22 protein-coding genes, 1 tRNA gene and 1 pseudogene are annotated in these 26,451 nt (G+C 66.4%); 12 read left to right on the top strand and 12 right to left on the bottom strand.

Features of this window, described 5'->3' with window-relative positions:
• The first annotated feature begins 53 nt into the window (after positions 1-53).
• Positions 54-128 (top strand) — tRNA-Val (locus AC5Y21_RS21460).
• Positions 129-140: 12 nt separating this feature from the next.
• Here the strand turns inward: AC5Y21_RS21460 and AC5Y21_RS21455 are convergent.
• Positions 141-881 carry an adenosylcobinamide amidohydrolase gene (locus AC5Y21_RS21455; protein ID WP_499915216.1) on the bottom strand — a complete coding sequence of 247 codons (741 nt, stop codon included), beginning with the start codon at positions 879-881 and terminating at the stop codon, positions 141-143.
• 117 nt (positions 882-998) lie between these two features.
• On the opposite strand from AC5Y21_RS21455, the gene AC5Y21_RS21450 reads away from it, so the two are divergent.
• The 5 genes from AC5Y21_RS21450 (at position 999) to AC5Y21_RS21430 (ending at position 8,315) form a co-directional block, all read left to right on the top strand.
• Positions 999-1,628 (top strand): nitroreductase family protein, encoded by a 630-nt coding sequence (locus AC5Y21_RS21450; RefSeq protein WP_499915240.1) that lies wholly within the window; start codon positions 999-1,001, stop codon positions 1,626-1,628.
• A gap of 133 nt (positions 1,629-1,761) precedes the next feature.
• Positions 1,762-3,339 (top strand): sulfotransferase, encoded by a 1,578-nt coding sequence (locus AC5Y21_RS21445; RefSeq protein ID WP_499915215.1) that lies wholly within the window; start codon positions 1,762-1,764, stop codon positions 3,337-3,339.
• Positions 3,336-6,194, top strand: a complete 2,859-nt coding sequence (locus tag AC5Y21_RS21440) for an aminotransferase class III-fold pyridoxal phosphate-dependent enzyme (RefSeq protein ID WP_499915214.1) — start codon at positions 3,336-3,338, stop codon at positions 6,192-6,194. Before AC5Y21_RS21445 ends, AC5Y21_RS21440 begins: the two co-directional genes overlap by 4 nt.
• 212 nt (positions 6,195-6,406) lie before the next feature.
• On the top strand, positions 6,407-7,111 hold the full coding sequence (locus AC5Y21_RS21435) for a sensor domain-containing protein (RefSeq protein WP_499915213.1): 705 nt from the start codon (positions 6,407-6,409) through the stop codon (positions 7,109-7,111).
• Positions 7,112-7,190: 79 nt separating this feature from the next.
• A complete protein-coding gene (locus AC5Y21_RS21430) occupies positions 7,191-8,315 on the top strand; it encodes an epoxide hydrolase family protein (protein ID WP_499915212.1) in 1,125 nt (374 codons plus the stop codon).
• 21 nt (positions 8,316-8,336) lie between these two features.
• Here the strand turns inward: AC5Y21_RS21430 and AC5Y21_RS21425 are convergent, their stop codons facing one another.
• From AC5Y21_RS21425 to AC5Y21_RS21410, 4 genes and pseudogenes are all read right to left on the bottom strand, one after another.
• A complete protein-coding gene (locus AC5Y21_RS21425; RefSeq protein WP_499915211.1) occupies positions 8,337-8,729 on the bottom strand; it encodes a VOC family protein in 393 nt (130 codons plus the stop codon).
• Positions 8,726-9,181, bottom strand: a complete 456-nt coding sequence (locus AC5Y21_RS21420; RefSeq protein ID WP_499915236.1) for an SDR family NAD(P)-dependent oxidoreductase — start codon at positions 9,179-9,181, stop codon at positions 8,726-8,728. Before AC5Y21_RS21420 ends, AC5Y21_RS21425 begins: the two co-directional genes overlap by 4 nt.
• Before the next feature lie 29 nt (positions 9,182-9,210).
• A pseudogene (locus AC5Y21_RS21415) lies at positions 9,211-9,522 on the bottom strand (SDR family NAD(P)-dependent oxidoreductase); the annotation flags it as partial.
• A 14-nt stretch (positions 9,523-9,536) separates the two neighbouring features.
• Complete coding sequence (locus AC5Y21_RS21410; protein WP_499915210.1) at positions 9,537-10,352, bottom strand: oxygenase MpaB family protein; 816 nt, start codon at positions 10,350-10,352, stop codon at positions 9,537-9,539.
• Between the two features lie 168 nt (positions 10,353-10,520).
• Between AC5Y21_RS21410 and AC5Y21_RS21405 the strand changes: the two genes are divergently transcribed.
• Positions 10,521-11,453: a cobalamin biosynthesis protein gene (locus AC5Y21_RS21405; protein WP_499915209.1), complete on the top strand. Its 933-nt coding sequence runs from the start codon at positions 10,521-10,523 to the stop codon at positions 11,451-11,453.
• 119 nt (positions 11,454-11,572) lie between these two features.
• Here the strand turns inward: AC5Y21_RS21405 and AC5Y21_RS21400 are convergent, their stop codons facing one another.
• Genes AC5Y21_RS21400 through AC5Y21_RS21390 form a run of 3 tightly spaced genes read right to left on the bottom strand, consistent with a single transcriptional unit; the run spans position 11,573 to position 13,535 of the window.
• Positions 11,573-12,388 (bottom strand): SURF1 family cytochrome oxidase biogenesis protein, encoded by an 816-nt coding sequence (locus AC5Y21_RS21400; protein WP_499915208.1) that lies wholly within the window; start codon positions 12,386-12,388, stop codon positions 11,573-11,575.
• A complete protein-coding gene (locus AC5Y21_RS21395) occupies positions 12,388-12,879 on the bottom strand; it encodes a low molecular weight protein-tyrosine-phosphatase (RefSeq protein ID WP_499915207.1) in 492 nt (163 codons plus the stop codon). The genes AC5Y21_RS21400 and AC5Y21_RS21395 overlap by 1 nt, the downstream gene beginning before the upstream one ends.
• Before the next feature lie 2 nt (positions 12,880-12,881).
• Complete coding sequence (locus AC5Y21_RS21390; protein ID WP_499915234.1) at positions 12,882-13,535, bottom strand: HAD-IA family hydrolase; 654 nt, start codon at positions 13,533-13,535, stop codon at positions 12,882-12,884.
• 149 nt (positions 13,536-13,684) lie between these two features.
• Between AC5Y21_RS21390 and cobC the strand changes: the two genes are divergently transcribed.
• From cobC to AC5Y21_RS21370, 4 genes are read left to right on the top strand one after another with little or no spacing between them, the layout of a single operon-like run.
• A complete protein-coding gene (gene cobC / locus AC5Y21_RS21385) occupies positions 13,685-14,692 on the top strand; it encodes an Rv2231c family histidinol phosphate aminotransferase CobC (RefSeq protein WP_499915206.1) in 1,008 nt (335 codons plus the stop codon).
• Complete coding sequence (locus AC5Y21_RS21380; RefSeq protein WP_499915205.1) at positions 14,689-15,828, top strand: Nif3-like dinuclear metal center hexameric protein; 1,140 nt, start codon at positions 14,689-14,691, stop codon at positions 15,826-15,828. Before cobC ends, AC5Y21_RS21380 begins: the two co-directional genes overlap by 4 nt.
• Entirely contained in the window at positions 15,825-16,562 is a 738-nt protein-coding gene (locus tag AC5Y21_RS21375) for a zinc ribbon domain-containing protein (RefSeq protein WP_499915204.1), read from the top strand. Before AC5Y21_RS21380 ends, AC5Y21_RS21375 begins: the two co-directional genes overlap by 4 nt.
• Positions 16,559-17,656 carry a bifunctional RNase H/acid phosphatase gene (locus AC5Y21_RS21370; protein ID WP_499915203.1) on the top strand — a complete coding sequence of 366 codons (1,098 nt, stop codon included), beginning with the start codon at positions 16,559-16,561 and terminating at the stop codon, positions 17,654-17,656. Before AC5Y21_RS21375 ends, AC5Y21_RS21370 begins: the two co-directional genes overlap by 4 nt.
• Positions 17,657-17,733: 77 nt before the next feature.
• On the opposite strand, the gene AC5Y21_RS21365 is transcribed toward AC5Y21_RS21370, so the two are convergent.
• From AC5Y21_RS21365 to AC5Y21_RS21350, 4 genes are read right to left on the bottom strand one after another with little or no spacing between them, the layout of a single operon-like run.
• Positions 17,734-18,834: an alpha/beta hydrolase family protein gene (locus tag AC5Y21_RS21365; RefSeq protein WP_499915202.1), complete on the bottom strand. Its 1,101-nt coding sequence runs from the start codon at positions 18,832-18,834 to the stop codon at positions 17,734-17,736.
• Positions 18,835-18,843: 9 nt separating this feature from the next.
• Complete coding sequence (locus AC5Y21_RS21360) at positions 18,844-20,070, bottom strand: cytochrome P450 (protein ID WP_499915201.1); 1,227 nt, start codon at positions 20,068-20,070, stop codon at positions 18,844-18,846.
• Positions 20,063-21,787, bottom strand: coding sequence for an N-acyl-D-amino-acid deacylase family protein (locus AC5Y21_RS21355; protein WP_499915200.1), 1,725 nt, complete (start codon positions 21,785-21,787; stop codon positions 20,063-20,065). Before AC5Y21_RS21355 ends, AC5Y21_RS21360 begins: the two co-directional genes overlap by 8 nt.
• A 20-nt stretch (positions 21,788-21,807) precedes the next feature.
• A complete protein-coding gene (locus AC5Y21_RS21350; RefSeq protein ID WP_499915199.1) occupies positions 21,808-23,001 on the bottom strand; it encodes an amidohydrolase family protein in 1,194 nt (397 codons plus the stop codon).
• A gap of 244 nt (positions 23,002-23,245) precedes the next feature.
• On the opposite strand from AC5Y21_RS21350, the gene AC5Y21_RS21345 reads away from it, so the two are divergent.
• Positions 23,246-26,428: an adenylate/guanylate cyclase domain-containing protein gene (locus AC5Y21_RS21345; protein ID WP_499915198.1), complete on the top strand. Its 3,183-nt coding sequence runs from the start codon at positions 23,246-23,248 to the stop codon at positions 26,426-26,428.
• The last annotated feature ends 23 nt before the right edge of the window (positions 26,429-26,451 follow it).

Raw genomic sequence — 26,451 nt, 5'->3', positions numbered from 1 at the left:
GAGTGGTTAGCCTTCTTGCGTGTAGCCTGCCCGGCGGACCTCCCGGGTTTCAAGGGCGCGTAGCTCAGTGGTAGAGCTCTGGTTTTACACACCAGCGGTCGGCGGTTCGATACCGTCCGCGCCCACCAATGTTTTCGAGTTCACGGGTCGGAGCGCCGCTCGGGCGGCCCTGAAATCCAGGAGTGAGCGCCGGCAAGTACGACAGCGTGAACCGCTCGCGCAATCCGGGCGCCGAACGCCGAGCGCGGCCCGCCGTATGTCTCGGCAGTCCCGTCCCTGGGACAGTGCACGATGATCGCGTCCGAGGCGGTTCCGGTGGCCCGTACCCCGGCCTCGTGCAACGCCTGCACCTTCGCCTCTGTTGCGGTGGCCACGGCGTTGACCAGGGCCGCCTGAGACAGCCGCACCGGTACCGCAACCACGATGTTGATCGTCCCCACCCGAGACGCGTCACCGTCGGTAAGCGGCCGGTACTCGACGGTCAGGTAGTCGGCAAACGCGGTCGTTCGGGCGCCGGACGGCAGTTCGCGACGGAAATGCCGGTCGGGCGCGGCCGCCCAGGCCGGGCTGGAGAGCCCGACGGTTGCTGCGGCATGCACGTCGCTATCCGCGGCGAGGTGGTGGCGGGTCACGTCGACCGCCGTGAGCAGCCCGCAGCCGGTGCCGGCGAGCCCGAGCGCGGTGCCAATCTCGGTCAGATGACGGTCTGGGTCGGTCCGGTCGTAATCCAGCGGGACCGTGGCGTTGACCACCCAGTCCCGGACGCCGATGCCCCCGCCGAGCGGGCCGGACGAGATGCACAGCCGAGGCTCGGCGAATTGCCAGAGAAGGACCGGGATCGGGCGAGTTCGTTCCACCCGCGCGGTCAATTTGGGCTCCATCGTCACATCCTCACGTGCCGGGCGGGTTTGCGGGGCAGCTATGGCGCGCCGCCTCCTGCGCCCGGTCGGCGGGGCCGTGTTGGAATCATGGTCATGAGCCAACCACAACCACTCAACATGCCTCTCGAAGAGGCGATGCGGACACAACGCGCCATCCGTCGTCTCAAGAGTGACCCGGTCGACGACGAGCTCGTACTGCATCTCCTTGAACTGGCGATGAAAGCACCCACCGGTTCTAACGCCCAGAACTGGGAATTCATCGTCGTCAAGGACCGCGAAGCCGTTGCGAAGCTCGGCCGCTTGAATCGCACAGCCATGAATACCTTCGGTCCGATCTATAAACGCGCCCTTGGGAAACGCATGGACGACAAGATGCTGCGGATAGAGAAAGCCGTGCGATGGCAGGCGGACCACTTCGACGACATCCCGGTCGTCGTGGTGGCATGCCTCAAGGGTGTCATTGCGCCCCGGCCGACGATAGCTACCAGCAGCGCCTACGGTTCCATCTATCCCGCGGTGCAGAACCTGTTGCTGGCGGCACGCGCGGCGGGGTTGGGCGCGGTATTGATCACCATGCCGTTGTGGAGCACCCTATTGGCCAGGCGCGCCCTGGGCTTGCCGTGGAATGTCACTCCGTGCGCGGTGATTCCGTTAGGCTGGCCGATCGGCAAGTACGGTCCCACGACGCGTCGACCGGTCGGGGAATTCGTTTCGCTCGACCGGTATGGCAACCGAGCGTTTCTGTAGCCCACGCGGGACGTTGCCATAGGTACGGCTAGCAAATCGACGAGGGATGTGTCTTTTGCGGTGCGAACCGCCCCTCCCGACCCCCCGATCGGGGCTACAGTTGCCTGATTGTTGACGACGTGTGGGGGTCCCTGTGCACGTGCTGACCGCCAGAGAACGTGTCGTCGTCACCGCGTTCGCCGAAGCCTTTTTCTCGTCGAGCGACCCCGTCGGCGCCGGCGTCTCGACTGCAGGTGTCGCCTCGTACATCGATACTCTGCTGGCCCGCCTTGCCCTCGCCAAACGGACGCAAATTCGGACCCTATTGCTGCTCATCGAGGTCGGCACCGCCATCCGGCGACGCGGTGTGCTGTTCTCAGCCGCCACTCTCGACGAGCGGGTCGCGCGACTTAGCGCGTTGGAGCGATCCGGCCGTTACCCTGTGCGTGCGCAATTATCCACGCTGCGTAGGATTTTCACGCTCGGTTACCTCGCTGATCCCGAGGTGCAGCAGCGGATCGGCATTCCCGCCGGCATCCCGCACCCACCCGCGCCGGTCCGGCGTTCGGACGACACGCTTCCCGTTGCCCCGCGGGTCCAGCGACTCGAGCGTTATTTCTCAACCGATCACATCCTCACCGGCATCGAGCTGCCGATGTGGTTTCGGATACTCGCGGAAGCCCGGTTTCGGGTGAGCGCCCGCTATTTGCCCCGGGCGGCATGGATCACCGTATGGAGCGTCGCCTCCACCGCGGTCGGATCGATAGAGCGCGCCCGCTACGACCGGCCTATCGCCGCGAGCGTGGTGGACCCGCCGCCGATCATCATCTTGGGTCACTGGCGAACGGGGACCACCCATCTGCACAACTTGTTGGGCCGCGACCCAGCGAACACGCATACGACGATGTATCAAGTCGTTTTCCCCACCACGTTCATGTCGACCAGCGGCACATTCTTTCCCAAACTCACCGCCCGCTTCCTGTCGGAGACACGCGGTTTCGACAACATGGCGCAGGGCTGGGATGAGGAGGGCGAGGACGAGATCGCGCTGGCCAAGTTGACTGGGCTGTCACCGTTCCTGTCGGTCATGATGCCCGACCGCGCACCGAGGTTCGAGCGATACATCGACTTCCTCGAAGCGCGTGAGGAAGAGCGCGACGAGTGGAAGGCGGCGCTGCGCTGGTTCGTCGCCAAGGTCCGGATGCACTCCGGAGGCCGGCGGCCCGTCGTCAAGAGCTGCTTGCACACCGCGCGGATCAGAATGTTGCTCGACGTGTTCCCCGACGCGAAATTCGTTCATATCCACCGGAATCCGTTCGTCGTAGCCGCATCGACCATACACATGCGCAGCCGCGTCGACTGGGACAACTTCCTGCAGGTGCCCAAAACGGAGTACATAGCGGAGCGTGCCACCCAGGTGGTGGTGGTCGGCCAAAGACTCTACGAGCGCTTCTTCGAAGACCGTGCGCTCATCCCGCCCGAGAACTTCATCGAGGTCACTTACGCGGATCTCACCGCACGCCCACGGGACACGCTCGACCAGATCTATCAACACCTCGACTTGCCGAAAGTGCCTGAGTATGAGGCAACTATCAGCGGATACCTCGACAGCGTGAAGGGATACCGGACGAACGTGTTGACCATCGACGACCACTTGGCCGATCTGGTACGCGAGCACTGGAGCTCCGTCTTCACCGAATACGGCTACTCGACCGACCATCGCGCGTCATGACATTCGGCGATTTCGTGCAGGAGCATCTGCACTCGAGCACCCACCTAGCCAAGCGCCACGTCCATCCACGGCTGCTGCACATGTTTGAAATCGCTGGAATGGACGCGGTTTTCACTCGCGCCAAGGGCGCCTACCTCTGGACCGACGACGGGCGTGAGTTCCTCGACATGCTCACCGGCGGTGGCGTCTACTTCATCGGGCGCAATCACCCGCATGTCCGCGCGGCGCTGCATGACATCCTCGACATGGACCTGCCGAACCTCACCGCCGTCAACGCGTCGGTGCTTGGCGGTCTACTTGCGGAGCGTCTGCTGACGCTGGCCGGGCCGCCGTTCCAGAAAGTGGTGTTCGCGAACTCCGGTTCGGAGGCCGTCGACATCTGCCTTCGCTTCACCCGACAGGTGACTGGACGGCGCCGATGGCTGTACCTGGACGGAGCCTTTCACGGACGCACGTACGGTGCCATCTCGCTGTGCGGCTTCGCCGAGATGAAGTCCGGCCAGGAACCGCTGATGCCGACGTGTACGCCCGTGCCGCGCAATGACATTGAGACGCTGCGCCGCGAGCTGGCCTACGGTGACGTCGCGGCGCTCGTCGTCGAGCCGGTTCAGGGCATGACGTGCGAGGCCGTCTCGTATGAGTACCTGCGCGCGGCCGAGCAGCTCTGCGAACGCTATGGAACCGTGCTCGTCATGGACGAGGTGCAGACCGGTCTGGGACGGCTGGGCTCATGGTTCGCCTGTCATGCCGCGGGTGTTCGTCCGCAGATGCTGACGATCAGCAAGATCCTGTCGGGCGGGGAGGCGCCGGTGAGCGCGGTACTGCTCACCCAGGACATCTACGACCGGATCTACGCCGACTTCAAAGCCGGACCGATCTACTGGAACACCTACGCCGAGAACAACTTGGCCATGGCGGCGGGACTGGCGACGCTGGAGGTGCTCGACCAGCTCGACGCGCCCGCCCGCGCGCAGGCCCTGTCCGACCGGCTTCGCCGCGGCCTGCTGGACTTGGCCGAACGCTACGATGTGATCGACCGGATCACCGGTGCCGGCTTGATCATCGGTATTCACTTCAAGACGTCAGCCAACCTGGCGTTGCGGGTACAGCAGCGCATCTTGAGTGCCGCGGAGCCGGCCGGCTTCGCCGCCGCAGTGCACGTCGACCTGCATCGACGCGGAATCCTGGTGCATATTCCGGGCTTTGGGATAAATGCGATCAAACTTCTCCCTCCGCTGATCCTCGAAGAACCCGACGTGCATCGCTTCCTGGAAGCGTTCGAGGACGTATTGGCGGGATATCTTCGACCCGCGTCGGGACCCGTGGCCGGTCTGGCCGGCGGAGCGGCGCGACATGTACTGCACGGCGTTCAGGCCAAGCTGGAGGCGCGACGACCTGCTCCGAACGTCGGCGTAGCGACGCAAACCGCGCGTGTGCGTGTGCATTCCGAATACGACCGGGCGCAGGCGCTCGAGTGCGATGTCTGCGTGGTGGGTTCCGGACCGGCGGGCGTCGTACTCGCTCATCGCTTGGCGACGGCCGGGCTCGACGTGGTCGTCCTCGAAGCTGGACCCGTGATGGCGCAGCACGACAAGGGTGGCGAGGCGGGGGAGACCCTTGCCCGCTTCTTCTGGGATGGCGGACTGCGCACTACGCGCGGCAACGTGATGCTGCCGACGCTGCAGGCACGGTGTCTGGGTGGCGGCTCGGTGTTCAACTCCGCCATCTGTATGCGCGCGCCCGACCTCCTGTTTCAGAGGTGGGCGGATATGCATGGCGTCGAAGGACTTACGCCTGAGGTCATGGCGCGCCACTACGAGTCGGTGGAGCGCTTCATGGGCGCGCCTCCCGGAGGCGAAACCGTTCAGGGCCGTCGCAACGAGCTGTTCCGTGCGGGAGCCGAAGCGCTCGGATACCAGTTCGAGGCGTTCAAGGGAAACGGGCACGACCGCCGCGGCATCCACGAGTTGCTGGCCGCTGGCGGCAGGGTGTACACCTCCGTGCACGTCGACAAGGCGGTCAGGGACGGGAATCGCGTTCGCGGGGTGCGCGGGGCCGTCGCCGATCCGGTAACGGGACGACGCACGCACCGGGTCCGCGTCGATGCTCGGTGCACCGTCCTCTCCGCCGGTGCGCTGGCATCGCCGCTAATTCTGCAGCGCAGCGGACACCGCGCCGATGCCGTCGGCTGTAACATCCGAATGCACCCCAATGCAATCGTTTTCGGAATTTTCGATGACGATGTGTCACCGTGGAGCGGGGCGGCGCAGGGTTATCACGTCACCGGGCTCATGGGCGAGGGCATCAAGCTCGAGTCGCTGTGGTCGAGTCCGTCGATACTCGGCCCCCCGCATCCGCTGGCGGAGTTCGGCCAGACGGCGCCGTGGGCAGTGTGGGTGGACGGCACGGATTCGGTGGGACGCGTGCGTGGACGACCCGGCGGCGGAACCAGCCTCCACTACGACGTCGGCGCGGGTGACGTCAGCCGTCTGCAAGAGGGCATGGCGCGCCTCGTCGAGATGTTCTTCGCCGCTGGGGCGCGAAGTGTGATTCCCGGGATCCACGGACTGGCGCCGCGGTATGACGATGTCGGGGCGGCGGATGCCATTCGCAGCGCACCCCTTGGGCCACAGGATATTCCGGCCGCATCCAACGATGTGTTCGGTTCGACGGCGATGGGTGCCGACCCACGCAGGCATGTGACGGATTCGTTCGGCGCTGTCTACGGTCTGGACGACATCTATGTGTGCGACACGGGGCTGTTTCCCTCCAGCCCAATGGCGAACCCGATGCTGACCGCTATGGCGCTCGCCGATCGGCAGGCCGAAGTGATAGCGGAGCGGTATGGGCGGTGAGGTTGGCAGCGCTCGCCGAACGTGCAGCTGTTGCGAAAATCTCGCGAGATTTTCGCAACAGCTGCACGTTCGTCGCGCTGTAGCGCACGCAGCATCAGCGAAATCGCCAATAGTTGCGGTGTAGGCATGCGTACGTACGCGCCCAGCCACCGCGCCGAGGCGCACGCCGTTGCTGATTGCCCAGGCAGAAAGGCTATGGCAGGGTCGGGGGCGTGAACCAACCGGTGGCATTCCGGCTGCTTGCGTCGGCCGCTGTCGTCAGTCTCATCGCCGGTTGCAGCAGCGGCGGGAACAGTGCGGCGCCGACCACCACATCTGTCGCCGCGACACCATCACGTCCGCCAGTTGCGGTCGACGCGCTCGACGGATTGTTGCTCAGCCCGCCCGAAATCGGCACCGCGATGGCTTCTCCGGCCGAAATACCGGTCAAGACGACGCTTACCCAGATGAGCGACACCAGTGCCGGAAAGCCGGATAAGAATTGCCGCTTCACTCAGCCGGCCGAGTCCACGATCTATGCGAAGAGCGGGTGGACCGCCGTGCGCTCGCAGGAACTACAGGAGCCCGTTCCCAACTTCGCTCACCACGTCATCCAGGCCGTCGTGTTGTTTCCGGACGCCAAGGGGGCGGCGAGCTTCTTCAAGGCGTCTGCCCAGTTCTGGCCGCTGTGCGCCAACCACGAATACCATGTCTTGTCGCCGGGCGGTCCGGACAAGATCTTCACCATGGGGCCGATCGACAACACCAACGGCGTCCTGAGCACCACCGATACGCTGCAGGGCGGTGACGGCTGGGCCTGTCAGCGTGCCCTGACCGCGAGCAACAACGTCGTCGTCGACGTCGCGGCATGCGCTACCAACCCCGCGGCCGGCACCGCGGTCAACATCGCCCGCCAAATCGCCGGCAAGGTCCGCTGAGCAGACGCAAAAGCCCCCAAAACAAGCCTGTTTGGGGGGCTTTGCGTCTGCTCGCGACGGCGCCCGGCACTATGAACGGGTGAAGCCGTTTCGCATTGACGTTCCCGAGGATGTTCTTGACGATTTGCGGTCGCGGTTGGCGCGCACCCGGTGGCCGGAAGCCGAATGTGTCGACGACTGGAGTCAGGGGATTCCGCTGGCGTACACACGTGAGCTGGCCGCGTATTGGGCCGACGGGTACGACTGGCGTTCGCGTGAGGCCGCGCTGAACCGATTTGATCAGTTCGTCACCGAAATCGATGGCCTGGACATCCATTTCATCCATCAGCGATCCCCTCATGAGGATGCCTTTCCGCTGGTGATCACTCATGGCTGGCCGGGCTCAATTGTGGAGTTTCACAAGGTGATTGAGCCGCTGACGGATCCGACGGCTCATGGTGGCCGCGCCGAGGACGCGTTCCATGTCGTCTGCCCGTCGCTTCCGGGGTACGGGTTTTCGGGCAAGCCCGACCGCACCGGCTGGGGCGTCGAAAGGATCGCGCAGGCCTGGGAGACGCTGATGCTGCGGCTTGGCTATGAGCGATACGGCGCCCAGGGCGGCGACTGGGGCGCAGCCGTCACCACGCAGCTGGGCCGCAACCGTGGTCACTGCGCGGCCATTCATCTGAACATGCCGATCGGCAGGCCCACCGCCGAAGCGATGGCCAATCCGACCGAGGAAGAGCAGCGGGCCCTGGCCGAGTTGGCCAAGCACCGGCAGTGGGGCACCGGCTATTCCAAGCAGCAGTCCACCCGCCCGCAGACATTGGGCTATGGGTTGGTCGATTCACCGGTGGGTCAACTGGCGTGGATCGTCGAGAAGTTCGAGGCGTGGATGGACTGCGACGGCAACCCCGAGAACGTCCTGACCCGCGACGAACTACTCGACAACGTGATGCTGTATTGGGTCACCGGCACCGCCGCGTCCTCGGCCCGCTTGTACTGGCAAAGCTTCAAGGTCTGGGGTCAGATGGACCGCGTCGAACTGCCGACCGGCGTCGCCGCCTTTCCCGGAGAGCTGCTGAAGGCGCCGCGGCGCTGGTGCGAGCCGGTCTACAACATCACGCACTGGACGAGCATGCCGCGCGGAGGACACTTCGCCGCGTTTGAACAACCCGAGTTGTTCGTCGAGGACCTGCGCGCCTTCTTCGCCACGGTGCGGTGAGCTGGCGCGACCCCGACGACATCACCCAGGCGGCGCGAAGAACTCCAGGGCGATGCCGTCGGGGTCGCGGAAGCTCAAACCCGAGCCGTAGGGCGCGTCCACAATGCCGCCGTGCTCGATGCCCAGCTCGCCGAGCCGGGTGACCCATTGCTCCAGCTCGCTGCGGTCGGCGCAACCAAAGCCGACATGGTCCAGGCCGACGCGGAACTCGCTGAATTCCTCGTCGGCCGGGGGACGGTCGTGCTGATGGATGCCGAACAACGTGCGGCCATCCAGCAGCCACACCAAATGGCGGAAGCCGGCGTCGGTGTGTTCGTCAAGCACCGGCTCGCCCAGTAGCCGGCGGTACCAGGGGCCACTGGTCTCGAGGTCACGAACGGTGACCGCGACATGGTTGAGCGCCGGGAAGGTCATGAGTCGACACGATAGCCCGGTTTGCGCGCCCCACCCAGCATCGGGCCGCTCGCCGAATACCCGCCGTCGACGGCCAGCGCCGCGCCGGTGATGAATGAGGCTTCGTCACTGGCGAGAAACAGTGCGGCAGAAGCGAGTTCGTCGGGCTCACCCCACCGCGCCATCGGGGTCGGCAGATGACTACCCGGCGGCACCTCGGCGCCGGGCTTGGCTCCGGCCATACCGGTGTAGGTCATGCCGGGGCAGATGGCGTTGATGCGCACGCTTGTTCGCGCGTAGTCCAGCGCCGCGGATTTCGTCATCTGCACCACGGCCGCTTTGGCCGCCGCGTAGCAGGACAAGCCTTTCCACCCGACGAGTCCGGACGCCGAGGCGGTGTTGACAGTGACTTCTCCGGCGGGAACCGCCGTGCGTCGAGCCTGGCGGGGATCGCGTACTTCATGCCGAGGAATACGCCCTTGAGATTGATCGCCACGATGGTGTCGAACATCGCTTCGTCAATGTCGGCCAAGGCCGCGTGGGGTCCGCCGAACCCGGCGTTGTTGAGCAGGATGTCGACTCGGCCGAAGGAGTCAACGGCGCTGGCCACCATGCGTTGGACGTCGTCGGCCTTCGTGACGTCGACGCGCACCGGCACGGCAACGTCGCCGAGCAGATCGGCGATGTCGCGTTCCTGCCCGCTGATGTCAGCGCACACAACGCGCGCCCCTTCGTCGGCGAATCGTCTGGCGGCAGCCCACCCGATACCGGAGCCCGCGCCGGTGACGATGGTGACCTTGCCCTCAAGTCGCATCCAGGGATCCGGCCCTACACGATCCGCCGGCCGCGTCGCGCGCGTGAGCGCATGTCCCACAGGTAAAGCTGATAGCCGAAGATCCAGACGCGGTGCGGAATGAGCCGGTCGGCCAGTCGCAACGCAGCCAGCAGCCACTCGAAGCGGCGCTGCTGAGACTCCGACCAGTCCAGATGCATCATCGTGCGGAACTCGGGGGCAAGGAACCCCGTCGTCGCGAACAGGTTGAACGGTCCCGTCAGGGCCCGTAACGGCCACGGCAGAAATGCCACCGAGGCCACTCCGCGAAGGTGCTCTCGCACCGGCGGGTCGATCTGCAGGTCGTCCAGTGAGCGCTTCCAGTACTCGTCGAACGCGACCCGGTCTGGTGGCCACATGCGTTCCGGTACCTGCAGCGTGGTGCCCAGTCGCTTGGCATCGTGATACACGGCGTCGGCAGTCTCGTCGTCGAGCGGGCCGTGCAGGAACTCGTGCTGGTCGACGAAGTAGCGATACAGACACGCGGCGACCCATAGCTGCAGTTTGGGGTCAAACGCGTTGTAGGGCACCGGGCTCGACGATTTGGACCGGACCTGCCGATGCGCGACGTCCACGGCCCCGCGGATCAATGCGCGATCGGACTCGGTCCCGACGGTAGCCACCGCCAGGTAGGTGCCGGTGGTGCGGGCCCGTTTGAACGGGTGCTTATAGACGTTGCCGCTGTCCACCGGACTTTCCAGCACGCCGTAACCGACGCCCGGCAAGGACAGCTGCATGATCACGTTGGCGGCCGGCAACAACGTCGCGGCCGGGTTCAACAGGTCGGCGACTCGGGTGGCGGGCCGCTTCATTGGGGATATCCGCCGCATGGATTCATACGTGCGAGTAGACCACGTATCGGGCGCTGCCGGGCAGACATTTTTGGCGGGCAGCGGATTCATGCATCCAGGCATCGGCAAATCTCGAGATCAGGCCGTCGTCGGGCGCCTTCACGGCGGCGAGTATGAGACGCTGCCGAAGTGTTTGCGTCGACACGGCAGGCCCGAACCATCGGCGTAGTGGCCGGTTACCTAGCCGATCTTGCGCTCGGCGACCCTGCCAGGGGACACCCGGTCGCGGTGTTCGGTGCCGCGGCGGCCGAGTTGGAACGGGTCACCTACCGCGACAGCAAGATGGCCGGCGTTCTGCATGTGGGCCTGTTGGTCGGGACGGTAGGACTGCTAGGCGCGACGTTGCAGCGCACACCTCGAAACGTCGTCGCCACCGGCATCGCCACCTGGATAGCGCTGGGCGGAACCTCGTTGGCGCGAACCGGGCTTGTGATGTCGGAGCTGCTGGATGACGAAGACGTGGAAGCTGCTCGACGGCTGCTGCCGTCGCTGTGCGGGCGCGACCCGGCCCGGCTGGATGGCCCCGGCCTGACCCGCGCGGCGCTGGAATCGGTCGCGGAGAACACATCCGACGCTCAGGTGGCGCCGCTGCTGTGGGCGGCGGTGGGTGGGGTGCCCGGCGTGTTGTGTTATCGGGCCGTCAACACCCTGGACTCGATGATCGGCTACCGCTCACCGCGCTATATCCGATTCGGTTGGGCCGCAGCGCGATTGGACGACGTGGTCAACTATCTCGCCGCGCGGGTGACGGCTGTGCTGGCGGTGGTGTGTGCGCCGGCCGTCGGTGGATCACCGTCGGACGCGGTACGCGCCTGGCGCCGTGACGCCGCCCGGCATCCCAGCCCCAACGCCGGTGTGGTCGAGGCGGCATTCGCAGGTGTACTCGGGGTGCGCCTCGGCGGGCCGACTCAGTACCACCATGAGCTGCAGATACGACCGACGCTGGGTTGCGGCCGGGAGCCGACGGTGGCTGACTTGCGCCGCGCGGTGGTGCTGTCGCGGCTGGTGCAGGCGGGGGCGGCCGGGTTGGCGGGGCTACTGGCTTATCGCCGATGGGCGTAGCGGGTCGGCGTTGAGTGTGAGTTCACGGCTTTGAATGTGTATGTAGGGAGCCGAAATTGCGATTTTTCCGCCGTCGCTGCACGCCGAAAGCCGTCAGTACACACTCAACGCCGTGTGGCTTATCGCCGGCGGCCGTAGCGGTCGGCGAGTTTCTCTTCGACGGTCATCGGGGCGTCCGGCGCCGGCGCCTTCTGCTTTTCCTGGCGGCGGAGACGCAGTTCGGAGTAGGCGAAATAGCCCAATCCGATCGGGGCGAGGATGCCGAACGAGATCCATTGGATGCCGTACGACAGGAAGGGTCCGGCGTCCAGATGAGGCAGGCCGATCACGCCGAGCCCGCCGGGCTGGTTGTCCACCAATTGCAGGTAAGAGCCGGCCAGTGCGACCTTGGTCAAGGTCGCGACTTGCCCGGTGTTGATCGAATACACCTGCTGGACACCGTCTCTGGAGAACGGTTCCTTGTCCTTTACCAGTGGTTCGGAGTCGCGCAGCCGCGCTGTGACGGTCACCGTGCCTTGCGGCGGACGGGGGATCGGCGGTACATGAGAGCCAGGTTCGGGACGCACGTAACCGCGATCGACGAGGACGGTCGGTCCGTCGTCGACGACGAAGGGCACGAGTACCTCAAAGGCCTGGTCGCCCTCGACCACTCGCAGCCGGGCCAGCACCTGAATGTCGGACAGATAGTGGCCCGTCGCCGTCACCTGGCGCCACTGCGCGTTCGGAGCAGATGAATCCTGCTGTGGTAGCAGTGTTTTCAGGGGGACCGGCGCAGTGTTGAGCGCAGACTCGATTTGGTGGTTCTGTCGCGATGTTCTGGTGTTCTTTCCCAGCTGCCAGGGTGCGAGCACCACAAAGCACAGGTAGGTGAAGGCGACGACCACCAGGATCAGCGCTATCCAGCCCGGTCGCAGCAGGAATGCCAGACGGCGCATCAACCATGTCCGTTCTGCGCGAGCCGTTCGTCGACCCAGGCGTGCAGGCCGGGCAGCGCGGCCTCGATGACGGCGAAAACATCTTCGAAGTCGTCGTGGTCGCCGTAGTAGGGATCGTCGACATCGAGGACGAAAGCACCCGAGCGCGGGTCGAATGATCGCAGCATCCGTATCCGCTCGTCCTCGACGCCCAGTTGTCGCAACAAACGAACATGGTTGCGGCCCAACGCCACCAGCAGATCGGCCGCCAGATGGTCGTGGTCGACCTGGGCTGCGCGGTGGTCGGTCGGGTAGCCGTGGGCGTGCAGAACGCGGGCCGCCCGCACGTCGGCGCCGCTGCCGACGTGCCAGTCACCGGTGCCGGCGCTGGTCACCCGCACCGCGTCGGCCAAGCCGCGCTCCTCGATCTGGTGCGCGAACATCTTCTCCGCCATCGGCGAACGGCAGATGTTGCCGGTACAGACGAATGTGACGTGCAGCGGATCAGACACCCTTAGACACCTAACGCCCTCCGCAGTTCGTCGACGGTCGCGGCGTGCGTGACGGTGCCGAACCCGTCGTCGAAGTCGGCCTGCCCGTACCCCCAGCCGACCACCACGGTGTCGATGCCGTGTGCGGCAGCTCCATCCACGTCGTGGCTGCGGTCTCCGACCATCAGCACCCGCTCGGGCAGCGGATGCAGCTGGGCCAGCGCGTGAGCCAGCACTTCCTCCTTGGTCTTGCGTGAACCGTCAGGGCTTGCCCCCGCGATGACCTCGAAATGCTGCTCGAGGTCGAAGTGGGCGAGGATGCGCCGGGCCGTCGTTTCCAGCTTGGAGGTGGCGACGGCCAGCCGGACGCCGGCGGCGCGCAGGTCGGCCAGCAGCGCGGTGATCCCGTCGAACAGCGTGTTCATCGCCCAGCCCCGGCTGCCGTATTCGGCACGGAAGGCCGCGATCGCCTCCTCGGCGCGGCCGTTGAGCTCCATTGCGTGGAAGGTTTCGTCCATGGGCGGGCCGACGATCTTGGCGATCAGGTCACCCTCGGGCACAGGCGCGCCGATGTGGCTGAGCGCATGCAGGAAGCTGGCGACGATCCCTTCGGCGGAGTCGGTGAGGGTGCCGTCGAGGTCGAAGACCACCAGTTGTGGTGCTCCGCTCGCCGGCATCGTGTCTGTCACGCTCCCATTGTCGGTGATCCGGCGGGAGCGCAAACCGCGAGGCGCAGGTTTGCACGTGCCGGCGCTGGCAAGAGGCCGCCTCGCATTTGGCTGGCCGACGTAGGAGGGCGGCGCCGCGGCGCACTAGTGTTTCGTGGATGGCGAGTCTGGGCTATCACGGCGATCAGGCCGTCACGCCCGGGATGCTGGACTTCGCCGTCAACGTACGCGATGCGCACCCGCCGCAGTGGCTGATGCAACGGCTGGCGGCGCGGCTGCCCGACTTGGCGCACTACCCCGGCACCGAGGACGTGCTTCGGACGCAGGACGCGGTTGCCGAGCGCCACGGCCGCTCCCGCGAGGAGGTCCTGCCGCTGGCCGGGGCGGCCGAGGGGATCGCGCTACTACCCAACCTGCGCCCAGCGCGGGCGGCGATCGTCGCGCCGTCTTTCACCGAGCCTGCCCTGGCGCTGACCGCGGCGGGGGTGCCGGTGCACCACGTCGTGTTGCGGCCGCCGTTCGGTCTGGACGGCGCGGACGTGCCGGACGACGCCGACCTTGTCGTGGTCGGCAATCCGACCAACCCGACCGCGGTGCTGCATGCCCGCGAGCAGTTGCTGAGGCTGCGACGGCCCGGGCGGATTCTCGTGGTCGACGAGGCGTTCGCCGATTCGATTCCCGGCGAGCCGGAATCGCTGGCCGGTGACTCGCTGCCCGACGTGCTGGTGCTGCGCAGTCTGACCAAGACGTGGTCGCTAGCCGGGCTGCGGGTGGGCTACGCCTTGGGTGCGCCGGAGGTGCTGGCCCGGCTGACCGCACGGCGTGCGCACTGGCCGCTGGGCACGCTGCAACTGACGGCCATCGCGACCTGTTGCGCGCCCGAGGCCGTCGCGAAAGCCGCCGATGCCGCGGCGCGGTTGGCGACGTTGCGCATGCAGATGGTGACCGGCCTGCGGTCGGTGGGTGCCGAGGTGGTCGACGGCCGGGCCCCGTTCGTATTGTTCCGCATGCCGGACGCCGAGCTGGTGCGGAAGCACTTGCAGGCCAACGATATTGCCGTTCGTCGTTGCGACACGTTCGTCGGCCTGGACGAGCGATACCTGCGCGCGGCGGTGCGTCCGGAATGGCCGCTGCTGACCGACGCGATCGCCGAGTTCCTGCGATGAGCGTGCGACTGGCCGAAGTCATCGACGCGCTGGACGAGGCATACCCGCCGCGGCTGGCCGAGTCGTGGGATTCGGTCGGCCTGGTGTGCGGCGACCCGGACGATCTGCTGGACTCGGTGACCGTCGCGGTCGACGCGACGACCGCGGTCGTCGACGAAGTTCCCGACGGCGGCCTGCTGCTGGCCCATCATCCGTTGCTGCTGCGGGGGGTCGACACCGTCGCGGCCAGCACCCCGAAAGGCGCTTTGATACACCGCCTGATCCGTTCCGGCCGTTCACTTTTCACCGCCCACACCAACGCCGACTCCGCGTCACCCGGTGTGTCCGACGCGTTGGCGGACGCGCTCGGCCTGGCCGTCGAAGGAGTGCTCGAGCCGTTATCGGGCCAGACCGATTTGGACAAGTGGGTCATCTACGTGCCACGCGAGAACGCGGAAGCCGTGCGGACGGCGGTGTTTGACGCCGGCGCGGGGCACATCGGCGACTATTCACACTGCAGTTGGAGCGTTGAAGGTATCGGACAGTTCCTGCCGCACGAGGGGGCGTCGCCCGCGATCGGCAGCGTCGGCGCTGTGGAGCGGGTGGCTGAAGACCGGTTCGAAGTGGTCGCACCGGCGCGGGCGCGCGCCGCGGTGCTGTCGGCGATGCGCGCCGCCCATCCGTACGAGGAGCCGGCGTTCGACATCTTCGCCCTGGTCCCGCCGCCGTCGGACGCCGGGCTCGGCCGCGTCGGTGCCCTGGCGCGGCCAGAACCATTGCACGCCTTTGCTTCTAGAGTCGAGGCAGCCTTACCGAAGACCTCTTGGGGAGTGCGCGCCGCGGGAAACCCCGACATGCCGGTGTCGCGGGTCGCGGTGTGCGGCGGCGCCGGGGATTCGCTGCTGCGGGCGGCGGCCGGCGCGGAGGTGCAGGCCTACGTGACGGCCGATCTGCGACACCATCCGGCCGACGAACATCTGCGCGCGTCGGATGTCGCCTTGATCGACGTCGCGCACTGGGCAAGCGAATTCCCGTGGTGCGGCCAGGCCGCCGACCTGCTGCGCTCACGATTCGGCACCGCCCTGTCGGTGCGGGTATGCAGCATCCGCACCGACCCGTGGAACCTCGAGATGGACGCTTGGAGCGATCAGCCATGAAAGCCGAAGTAACGCAGCAACGGTCGCTGATGGAATTAACCCAACTGGATGCTGAGCTGTCCCGGATCTCGCACCGCGCCAGCCACCTGCCGCAGCGGGAGGCTTACGAGCAACTGCGGGCCGAACACGACGCGGCAACCGACCGGCTGGGAGCGGTGCGAATCGCGGTGGAGGACTTGGACGCCCAGGTGTTGCGCTTCGAGTCGGAGATCGACGCGGTGCGGCAGCGCGAGGACCGGGACCGGTCGTTGCTCAAGTCGGGGGCGATAGACGCCAAGCAATTAAGCGATCTGCAGCACGAGCTGGAGACCCTGCAACGCCGTCAGACGAGCCTGGAAGATTCTCTGCTGGAGGTGATGGAGCGCCGCGAAGAGCTGCAAGAGCAACTGGCCGCCGAGGCGCGGGCGATCGAGACGTTGCAGGTCGACCTGGACAGCGCGCAAAGCGCTCTCGACGCCGCGGAGGCCGAAATCGACCAGGCCCGCCAGCAACATTCGTTGCGACGCGACGAGCTGACGGCGACGCTGGATCCGGCCCTTTCGGCGCTCTACGAACGACAGCGGGCCCGGGGAGGTCCGGGCGCCGGCCCGCTGCAGGGACATCGGTGCGGCGCCTGCCGCATCGAGATCGGCCGGGGCGAGCTGGCCCGCATCACCGCAGCCGCCGACGACGACGTGGTGCGATGCCCGGAATGCGGCGCTATCCTATTGCGAGTCAAGGAATTCCAGCAGTGAAGGTCATCATCGAGGCCGATGGGGGGTCGCGCGGCAACCCCGGGCCGGCCGGATACGGCGCGGTGGTACGGACCGCAGACGGTTCCACGGTGCTGGCCGAGACCAAAGAGGCGATTGGGCGGGCGACCAACAATGTCGCCGAATACCGGGGCCTGCTTGCGGGTTTGGACGATGCCGTGAAGCTGGGTGCCACCGAGGTCGCGGTCTTCATGGATTCCAAGCTGGTGGTCGAGCAGATGTCCGGACGATGGAAGGTCAAGCACCCCGATCTGGCGGAGCTGCACGCTCAGGCGCGGACGTTGGCGTCGCGCTTTGACCGGATCAGCTACGCCTGGATTCCGCGGGAACGTAACTCGCACGCCGATCGGTTGGCCAACGAGGCGATGGACGCCGCAGCCGCTCTCAACGGCGAAGCAACGCCGGTTGCTGAGCCAGCGAAATCCGTTGCGGCCCATTCTCCACCGGGTTGGACCGGCGCTCGCGGTACACCGACGAGGATGTTGTTGCTGCGACACGGGCAGACCGAGTTGTCGGTGCAGCGCCGCTATTCGGGGCGTGGCAACCCCGCGCTCACCGAACTCGGGCGGCAGCAGGCACAGGCTGCGGCGCGGTATCTGGCGGAGCGTGGCGGCATCGCTGCGGTGATTTCCTCACCGCTGCAGCGGGCTTACGACACGGCCGCGGCGGCGGCGAAGGCACTGGGGCTGGATGTGACCGTCGACGACGACTTGATCGAGACCGACTTCGGCGCCTGGGAGGGGCTGACGTTCGCCGAAGCGGCCCAACGCGATCGGGATCTCCACCGGCGCTGGCTGCGCGACACCAGCACGGCGCCGCCCGGCGGCGAAAGCTTCGACGATGCGTTGGTGCGGGTGCGTCGGGCGCGCGAACGCATTCTCGCCGGATATCAAGACGCGACGGTGCTGGTGGTTTCCCATGTCACGCCGATCAAGATGCTGCTGCGGCTGGCGCTGGATGCCGGGCCTGGCATCCTTTACCGGCTGCACCTCGATCTTGCTTCGCTCAGCATCGCCGAGTTCTATTCCGACGGAGCATCTTCGGTGCGACTGGTGAACCAAACGGGTTATCTGTAGGTGGGCGCGAGCAGACGGAGAATCGCCCAAACCCGATGGTTTTGAGGCGATTCTGCGTCTGCTCGGCGTGATGGGTTTCAGGTCACGTTCTCTTTGACGAACGAGGCGAGTGCGCCGGTGAGCTGGGTGGAGAACGGCAGCGGCTTCGTGTAACTGCCGGCCGTCTTGCTCGCATCCTCCTTGAGGACGTGGTCTACGCCGGTCAGATGCACGTAGTCGGTCTTGGTCCCCGCAGTGCTCAGGCCCGAAATCAAATGGTCGACATCATCGCAGGTGATCTGAATGTCGGCGTCACTGCAGGTGACCAGCACCGGCATACCGCGGGGGAGCTTGGCGGCGACGTCTGCGGGATCGATGGCATCTTCCTGCTGAAGAAACCGTGCATTGGCGGCGTTGATGATCGGCTTCAGTCCAGCCGGTTCGTCGGCCGGAACCTTTCCGGTCGCGCGAAATTCCGCAATGGCTTTGTCAATCGCGCCCGTGCTCTCGGTGGCCTGCGCAGCGGTCAGTCTTCCGGCCTTGACGGCGGCGTCGGCCTGGGCGTGTGCTTGCTCGGATACATGGTCGAGGATGCGGCGGCTCTGCGGCTCGACCAGCCCAAGCGCCTGTACCGGCGGAGTGGTCCCGGGTGCGGCGGTGGCGAGCAGCAGCGCATACAGGGCGCCCTCGCTATGGCCGATCACCATCAGGTGACCGCGGTCGACGCCGGATTGGCCGGCCAGGAAGTTCAGCGCTGCCGTCGCCTCGTCCTGGAAGACGGCCATATCAACTTTTGCCGGGTCTGCGGCGTAGGGACCGGCGCCGGTTTGACCGGTGCCGAGCTTGTCGTAACGCAAACTGGCCACGCCGTCGTCGGACAGGGCGTGGGCAAGGTTCTGCAGCGTGTCGGCCTGGCCGGGCATGGCTGCTGAGTTGCCGTTACGGTCGGTCGGCCCGCTGCCGGCGATCAACAATGCCCCGGGGACCGGGCGGCCCTGGCCAGCCGGATGACGGAACGTGCCGTACACCGTCATGTCACCGACCGAGAACGTGACAGCGTCCTCCACCCACGCGCCGGCCGCGGGCGACCGGGTCGCCGATGGCGACGACGCGGTGGGTGAGTGTGCAGCGCATCCGGCAAGACCGGCCACGATCAGCACCGCACCGAACAGTTTCAGCAGCAATTTCGTCGGGATCATCGGTCCCGACTATGCCGCAGTGAACTCGACTGGCAGCGCGGCGGGTGAACGGAATGCGATACCGGTGATCTTCGGCGCGGGTGCGCCGGGGTCCAACCGCAGCTCCGGCAGCCGGTCCAGCAGCGCGTTGAGTGCGACCGTCGTCTCCATCCGGGCCAGGTGCATGCCCAGGCACAGGTGCGGACCGCCGCCGAACGTCAGGTGCGTGATGTGGTTGCGGGCTGGGTCGAAGCGGTCCGGGTCCGGGTAGTGGACGGGGTCCCGGTTGGCGGCCGCGACGCTGATGTTGACGGTCGTTCCCGACGAAATCTCGACCCCACCCAACGCGCAGTCGCACGCGGCCAGCCGCACCACCGAGCTGATCGGCGGCTCCCAGCGCAGCCCCTCCTCGATGGCGCCGCGCACCAGGCCGCGATCGGCCCGCACCGCCTCGAGCAGCGCCGGTTGGCTGAGCAACGCGACCAACAGATTGCCCGACGAGCGGTACGTCGTCTCCACGCCGGCTGGCAGGATCAGCAGCAGAAACGCGAAGATCTCGTCGTCGGTCAGTCGGCTGCCGTCGATCTCGGATTCCGCCAGGGTGCTGACCAGGTCGTCTTGCGGCGCACGCCGGCGGTCGGCGAGCACCTCACCGAAATACGTCTTCAACGCCCTGGACGCGGCGATGCCGGCGTCCCAGTTGTAGACCACGTTGAGCAGCTCGATCGACAGCCGCTGGAAACGCGGGTAATCCGACCGGGGCAGGCCCAGGATGCGCGCGATGACCTGCACCGGGAACGCGAAGGTGAACTCGCGGACCAGTTCGGCGTTTCCTCGCACAGCGAACCGGCCGATGAGCTCGTCGACTACCAGCTCGACCAGCTCGCTGCGCCACCGCTCTAACAGCGCCGATCGGAACGACGGGGACACCAGCGCCCGGTGGGCCCGATGCTCGGCTCCGCCGAGTTCCAGGATGGTGCGGCCCATGACCGGGCCCATTATCTGGTCGTAAATCGACGACGAGAAAGTCTCCGGATGCGTGAGCACGTATTGGCACTCATCGAACCCGAGCACGGTCACTCCGAGGCTGCCCAGCTCTCCGCCGCTGATCTCGGCGAACGGGTTGCCCCGCATCACCCGATGCCGGGCCCGCGCCTCGCGCAGGCGTTCGTGCACGTTCTCGACCTGCAACAGCAGCCCGTCCTGCAACGTGGCCGGGTCGAACTCCTCGAGGCGCGGGCTCGCCGTTTCAGCCATGAGCCGCCACCGTTTCCGTATCGCGGCCGGACCGCAGCACGGTGCCGGGCAAGGCGCCGGTGGCGGCGCCGTTGCGGCACACCTCGACGCCCGACACCAGGACCGTGGCGATCCCATCAGCGTCGGCGACCAATCGGGGGGCGCCGGAGGGGAGGTCGTAGCGGGTGCGCTCGGGTCCGTGGTCGACGGTCGCCGGGTCGAACAGCACCAGGTCGGCATGCCAGCCGGTCGCGATCCGGCCGCGTTCGGTCAGCCCGTAGAACCGGGCCGGCACGTCGGTGATCAGCCGGACGGCTTCCTCGAGCGTCACCACCTGGTGCTCGCGCACGCCGCGGCCCAGCAGCGATGTCGTATAGATCGCACCGCACATCATGTCCAGGTGGGCACCGGCGTCCGAGCCGCCGATCACCGCGCCCGGATGACGCCACACCTCGGCGCGGGCGCGCCAGTCGGCCGCGTCGTCGCCGGCCATCGCCGGGCGCAGCCCGGTGCGCAGCTCGTCGGCGATCACGATGTCCAACAGCGTGTCGAACGGCTGGCCGCCCCTTGTGGCGGCGACCTCGCCGACGGTGCGTCCGGCCGCGTCGGCGTTCTCGCCGGCGAACGTCTCGACGATGTTCAGCCGGTCCCACTGCGCCAGTCTGCGCAGCATCCCCGCCTCCTTCGACGCGGCCCCTTCGGCGAGGCGGCGGCGGGTGTCGGGGTCGACGAGGGCGGCCAGCCGTTCGGGTACCGGCAGGTGCATGGTGTCGCGCCAGCCGGGCAGTCCGTCGAGCACGAAGCCGGACAGGAACGACAGTCTGATCTTCATGGCCTGCGGCAAGGTCAGTGCCACCACCCGGCCACGGCGTGCGGCGGCAATGTCGAAGGCGCGCAACTGTTTTTGGTGCCCGTCGGGGTTGGCCGAAGTGACCGCCAGCAGGTTCCAGTTCAGTGGTCGGTCCGCGGCGACGGACATGTCGGTGAGCAGTGCGATGTCGTCGTCGGTGAAGCCCGACAAGCAGCCGGGGATGATCGCTTCCAGCGTGGTGCCCGGGTGGTCGCGGAGGCCGGCCGCCAGCGTCACCAGTTCGTCGCGCGACGCGCTGCGCGACGGGACCGGTTGGCCGGCACCGTCGTTGTGGGTAGGTGATTGCGAGGTGGAGAGCCCGAGCGCGCCGGCGTTCAGGGCGTCGTGCAGCACGCCGACCATCTTTTCTATCTGCTCTTGCGTGGCGCTGCCGCCGACCGCCTCGCTGCCCATTGCGGCCAGCCGAAGCGCCGAATGACCAACCAGGAAACCGGCATTGACGGCGATGCGGCCCTCCAGCCGGTCGAGCCAGTCACCGAAAGACGCCCAGCCCCAGTCGAGCCCGGCCCGCAGCGCGTCGAGCGGCATGCCTTCGACCCGTGCCAGCATGCGGGCGAGGTAGTCGTGCTGGTCTTCGGCAGCGGGTGCCAGTGTGAAGCCGCAGTTGCCGCCGAAGACGGTGGTGACACCATGCTGCAGAGACGGGCTGGCGGTGGGGTCCCAGAACAGCTGGGCGTCGTAGTGGGTGTGCAGGTCGACGAATCCCGGAGCCAATGTAAGGCCGTGGGCATCAACGGTTTTCGAGACCAAATCGTCCACGTCACCGACCGCGGCAATGCGTCCGTTGCTGATGCCGACGTCGCCGTGGCGGGCGGGGGCGCCGGTGCCGTCGACGATCTGGGCATCGCGGATCAACAGGTCGAGCATGGGCCCTCCTTGTGGCTTCCCTACACCTGCGCTGCCAGCCACCCTTCGTCCGGTAGCGGGTGGCGGAAGAGTTGTGCGGCGTTGCGGTGGGTGATCTTGGCCGCGTCCTCTTTCGACAGTTTCGCGACGTTGCGCGCGACGACCTGTTGGGTGTCGGGCCAGGTGGAGTCGGCGTGCGGGTAGTCGCTTTCGACGAGGATGCGGTCGGCCCCGATCGCGTCCAGCGCACCGAACGCCGATGGGTCATCGATTGAGCAGAACCAGAAGTTGCGCTTTAGCACCTGGCTGGGGAGTAAGTCGCCCTTCCACGATCCACCCTCGCGGCCGCAGGCGGAGTGGGCCAGCACGTAGTCAGCCCGATCGGCGAGCATGGCCGCCCAGCCGAGACCGCCCTCGGCCAGCGTGATGTTCAGCCCCGGGAAGCGGACCGGGATGCCTGACCACAGCATGTCCGCGCAGGCCACCAGGCCGTTCACCGGGAATAGCGTGGTGATGGTCTCAAATGGGGTGTCGGGAGCCGGAATTGGCGCCCACTGCGCCGACCCGGTGTGTAGGCAGACGACGGTGTCGGTTTCCTCGCAGGCGGCGAAGAACGGATCCCACACGCCGCTGTGCAGGCTCGGGATGCCGCACTGGGCCGGCAGTTCGGGGAAGCTGACCGCCTTGAAACCGCGTGCGGCATTGCGGCCTATCTCGTCGGCCGCGAGTTGCGGGTCTGCCAGCCACGGCAGCTGCAGCGGGATGATGCGGTCCGGATAGCTGGCCGCCCATACCCCGAGGTGCCAGTCATTCCAGGCGCGCAGCGTGGCCAGCCCGAGCTCCAGGTCGTCGCTCTTCCAGAACACCGTGCCGGCGAACCCGGCAATGAGCGACGGGAAGTTCAGCGATGCCCAGATGCCGGCCAGGTCCATGTCGGCGATGCGCGCGTCGATGTCCCAGCAGCCGCGCCGCATCTCGTCGAAGCGGGCTGCCTCCATGCTCCATTCCTCGTGCGGCCGCCCGATCACCGCGTTGAGCCCGATATTCCGGTACTCGCGGTTTTCGTAACGCCACACCTGGCGGCCGTCTGCGGTCTCGACGACCGTGGGCGCCTTCTCGGCCAACTTTTGGGGGAGCCGGCCGGTGAACATGTCGGGTGGCTCGATGACATGGTCATCGACCGAAATCACGACGTGTTGTCGCTGCCTGGGTTCAGGGTCTGGCAGCAGCGCCATAGCTGTTGACTATCGTCGGTTTTTGGCCGGTGTCAACGCGTGGTTTCGTGGTTGCATTCACAGGCGTCACTTCAGCACCGCCGCGGCTCGCCCCATCCGCTTTCGAAATGCGATAGCGCATGCGCTATCAACTTCTGAGCCTGTATCAGGCTCGTGATGCGAGGTCAAAGTGGTCGGCTGAATGACGGGACCGGCGCATATCAAAACGACAGACACCACTGATCAGCGGTGACACGATACTGAGGTGGACAACGACGCTGCACTGACTGCGGCAGGCCTCTCGTGCGGGTCGTGCGGCACCCAGTTGGGCGCGACGGCCAAGTTCTGCAGTGAGTGCGGTGCGCCGGTGGCGCATACCACTCAATCAGCGGAGTACAAGCAGGTGACGGTCCTGTTCGCCGATGTCGTTCGTTCGATGGACATCGCCGCCGCGGTGGGCGCGGAGCGCCTGCGGGAGATCATGGCCGATCTCGTTGATCGCGCGGTGACGGTGGTGCAGCGCTACGGCGGCACGGTCGACAAGTTCACCGGCGACGGCATCATGGCCGTATTCGGCGCGCCGATAGCGTTGGAGGATCACGCCATTCGTGCCTGTCTGGCGGCCGTGGGCCTTCAGGAAGCTTCGCAGCGGCTTGCCATCGACGTCCGAGATCTAGACGGCGTGGATCTGCGGCTGCGGATCGGTCTCAACTCCGGACAGGTGATCGCCGGTGAAATCGGTTCGGGGCCAATGGGATACACCGCCATCGGTGAGCAAGTGGGGATGGCGCAGCGAATGGAGTCGGTGGCACCACCGGACGGGGTGATGCTGAGCGATTCGACGGCCAAGTTGGCGCGCGATGCGGTCGTCCTCAGTGAGCCCGAAATGGTTCACGTCAAAGGCGGGACCACGCTGCTCGCCAGGCGCTTGTTGGCCATCGGCGAGCATCAACCGCATCGCCGCACCGAATCGAAACTGGTCGGGCGCAGTTGGGAACTGACGACTGTCAGCAGCATCCTCGAAGAAGCGATCGCCGGCTCTGGCTGCATCGTCAACATCGTGGGGCCGGCGGGTATCGGCAAGAGCCGATTGGTTCGTGAAACTGCCGCGATTGCTAGCGGTCGCGGTGTGCCGGTGTTCAGCACCTATTGCGAGTCGCACGCCGCCGACATCGCGTTCCGTGTGGTAGCCAGGATGCTGCGTGCGGCAATGGAAGTCGACGAACTGGACGTCGACACTGCGCGCACCCAGCTGCGCGTCCGGTTCCCCGCGGCCGACCCGGAAGACCTGCTGCTGCTGGATGACCTGCTGGGCATTCGTGATTCGGCCACGCCGCTGCCGGATATCGCCCCGGATGCGCGGCGCCGGCGGTTGACCGCGCTGGTGACTGCCGGAGCGCTGGACCGGCAGGAAGCGGCGGTCTACGTCATCGAGGACGCGCACTGGATCGACGAGATCAGCGAGTCGATGCTGACCGAGTTCCTGGCCGTCGTGCCGCAGATCCCATCGTTGACCCTGATCACCTACCGTCCGGAATACCAAGGGGCGCTGAGTCGAATGCCCGGTGCGCAAACAATTACGTTGCGGCCGTTGAGCGATCAACACACTCTTACGTTGACGGCTGAACTCATTGGCGCTGGCTCGTCGACGGGCGATCTTGCCGCGCAAATCACCGACCGGGCGGCCGGAAATCCGTTCTTCGTTGAGGAGATCGTACGCGATCTTGCTGAACGCGGCGTGCTGCAGGGCCAACCCGGCGCCTATCAACCGTGTGGTGACGTCGCGGATGTCGACGTACCGGCCACACTGCAAGCCACCATCGGGGCACGCATTGATCGCCTTGGGGCATCGGCCAAACAGACGCTGAACGCTGCGGCGGTTATCGGAGCGCGATTCGACGACGATCTTCTTGGCGAACTGATCGCCGACGTGGACGTGGCGCCGCTGATCGAGGCGGAACTTGTGAGTCAGGTGAAATTCGCACCGGGTGCCGCGTATGCGTTTCGCCATCCGCTGATCCGCACGGTGGCCTACGAGTCGCAGCTCAAATCCGTGCGTGCGCAATCGCATCAGCGGCTTGCGGCAGCAATACAAGCGCGTGGATCAGCGGACGAGAACGCGGCGCTGATCGCCGAACACCTTGAGGCGGCGGGGGATTTGCATGCAGCCTTCGACTGGCACATGCGCGCCGGAACGTGGTCTACCTTCCGCGACATGGACGCGGCCCGGAGGAGTTGGCGACGTGCCCGACAGGTCGCCGATCGGCTCTCCCACGACGACCCCGATCGGTTGACCATGCGGATCGCGCCCCGCACGCTGTTGTGTGCCACCGCATTTCGAATCGGCGGCAGTGGTGCCGACACCGGCTTTGAGGAGCTGCGGGAGTTGTGCACCGCCGCGGACGATCGGCAATCGCTAGCGATTGGTATGGCGGGCCTGGTGACGTGGCAAACGATGAAAGCGCATCGCCAGGAGGCATCGCAGCTCGCCGACGAGCTCGTCCAACTGTTGGAGGCGATCGGCGACCCAACGTTGACAGTCGCGCTGGGCTATGCCGCAATGCTGCCCAAACACGAGACCGCCGAAATGGCCGACATGCTGCGGTTCGCCCAGCTCGTCATTGACCTTGCCGAGGATGATCCCGCCAAAGGCAGCCTCATCTTCGAGTCGCCCCTGACGGTCGCAACAACCATGCGCGGTTTTGCCCGATGGTGCCTCGGCGTTGGCGGCTGGAAAGACGACTTCGACCGGGCCATCACGGCGGCGCGTGCGCTCGCGACCGATCCAGGGACGCTTGCCGGCGTCATGTGGTTCACGTACGTCCCCGCAATCCCATACGGCGTGCTGGTGCCTGATGCGACAGCATTGCGCCACACTGCGGAATTCCTCGCCATCGCAGAGCAATCCGGTGATGATCTCGCTCTCGATTTAGCAGAAGGGGTTCATGGCCTCGCGCTGGCATATCAGGACGGCCCCGCGCGCGAACGTGGCTTCGAATTGCTCGCCAAGGTCCGAGAGCGGGCCGCGATCGACCGGTTCAGCCGGACCAATTTGCCTTTGGCCGACGCCCACATCGCCCGGGAAATGGCGCGGACCGGCGATATCGCAAGCTCCATCGAATTGGCGCGCAACGTCGTCGAAGAGCTATTCAACTCCGGAGGGTGCATCTGGACCGCGCTGGCCACCGGTGTGCTGGTGGAGGCATTGCTGCAACGGGGCGGTGCACGTGATCTCGACGAGGCATCGCGGGCGATGGATCAGTTGGCGTCTGTGCCAATCGATCCCGGCCTGGTAATACACGAGATCTCCCTGCTGCGGCTACGCGCGCTGCTGGCCCATGCGCGCGGAGACGAGGCCGGTTACCGCGATTATCGCGACCGCTACCGCGCCATGGCGACATCGCTGGGCTTCGAGGGCCAAATGATGTGGGCCGAGGCGATGCCGTGAGAAATCAAGTATTGCCATACTCG

The organism is Mycobacterium sp. NGS41 (genome assembly GCF_059812725.1).
Note: the sequence above shows the minus strand (reverse complement) of the source record. Positions and strands in the feature narration are given on the sequence as shown.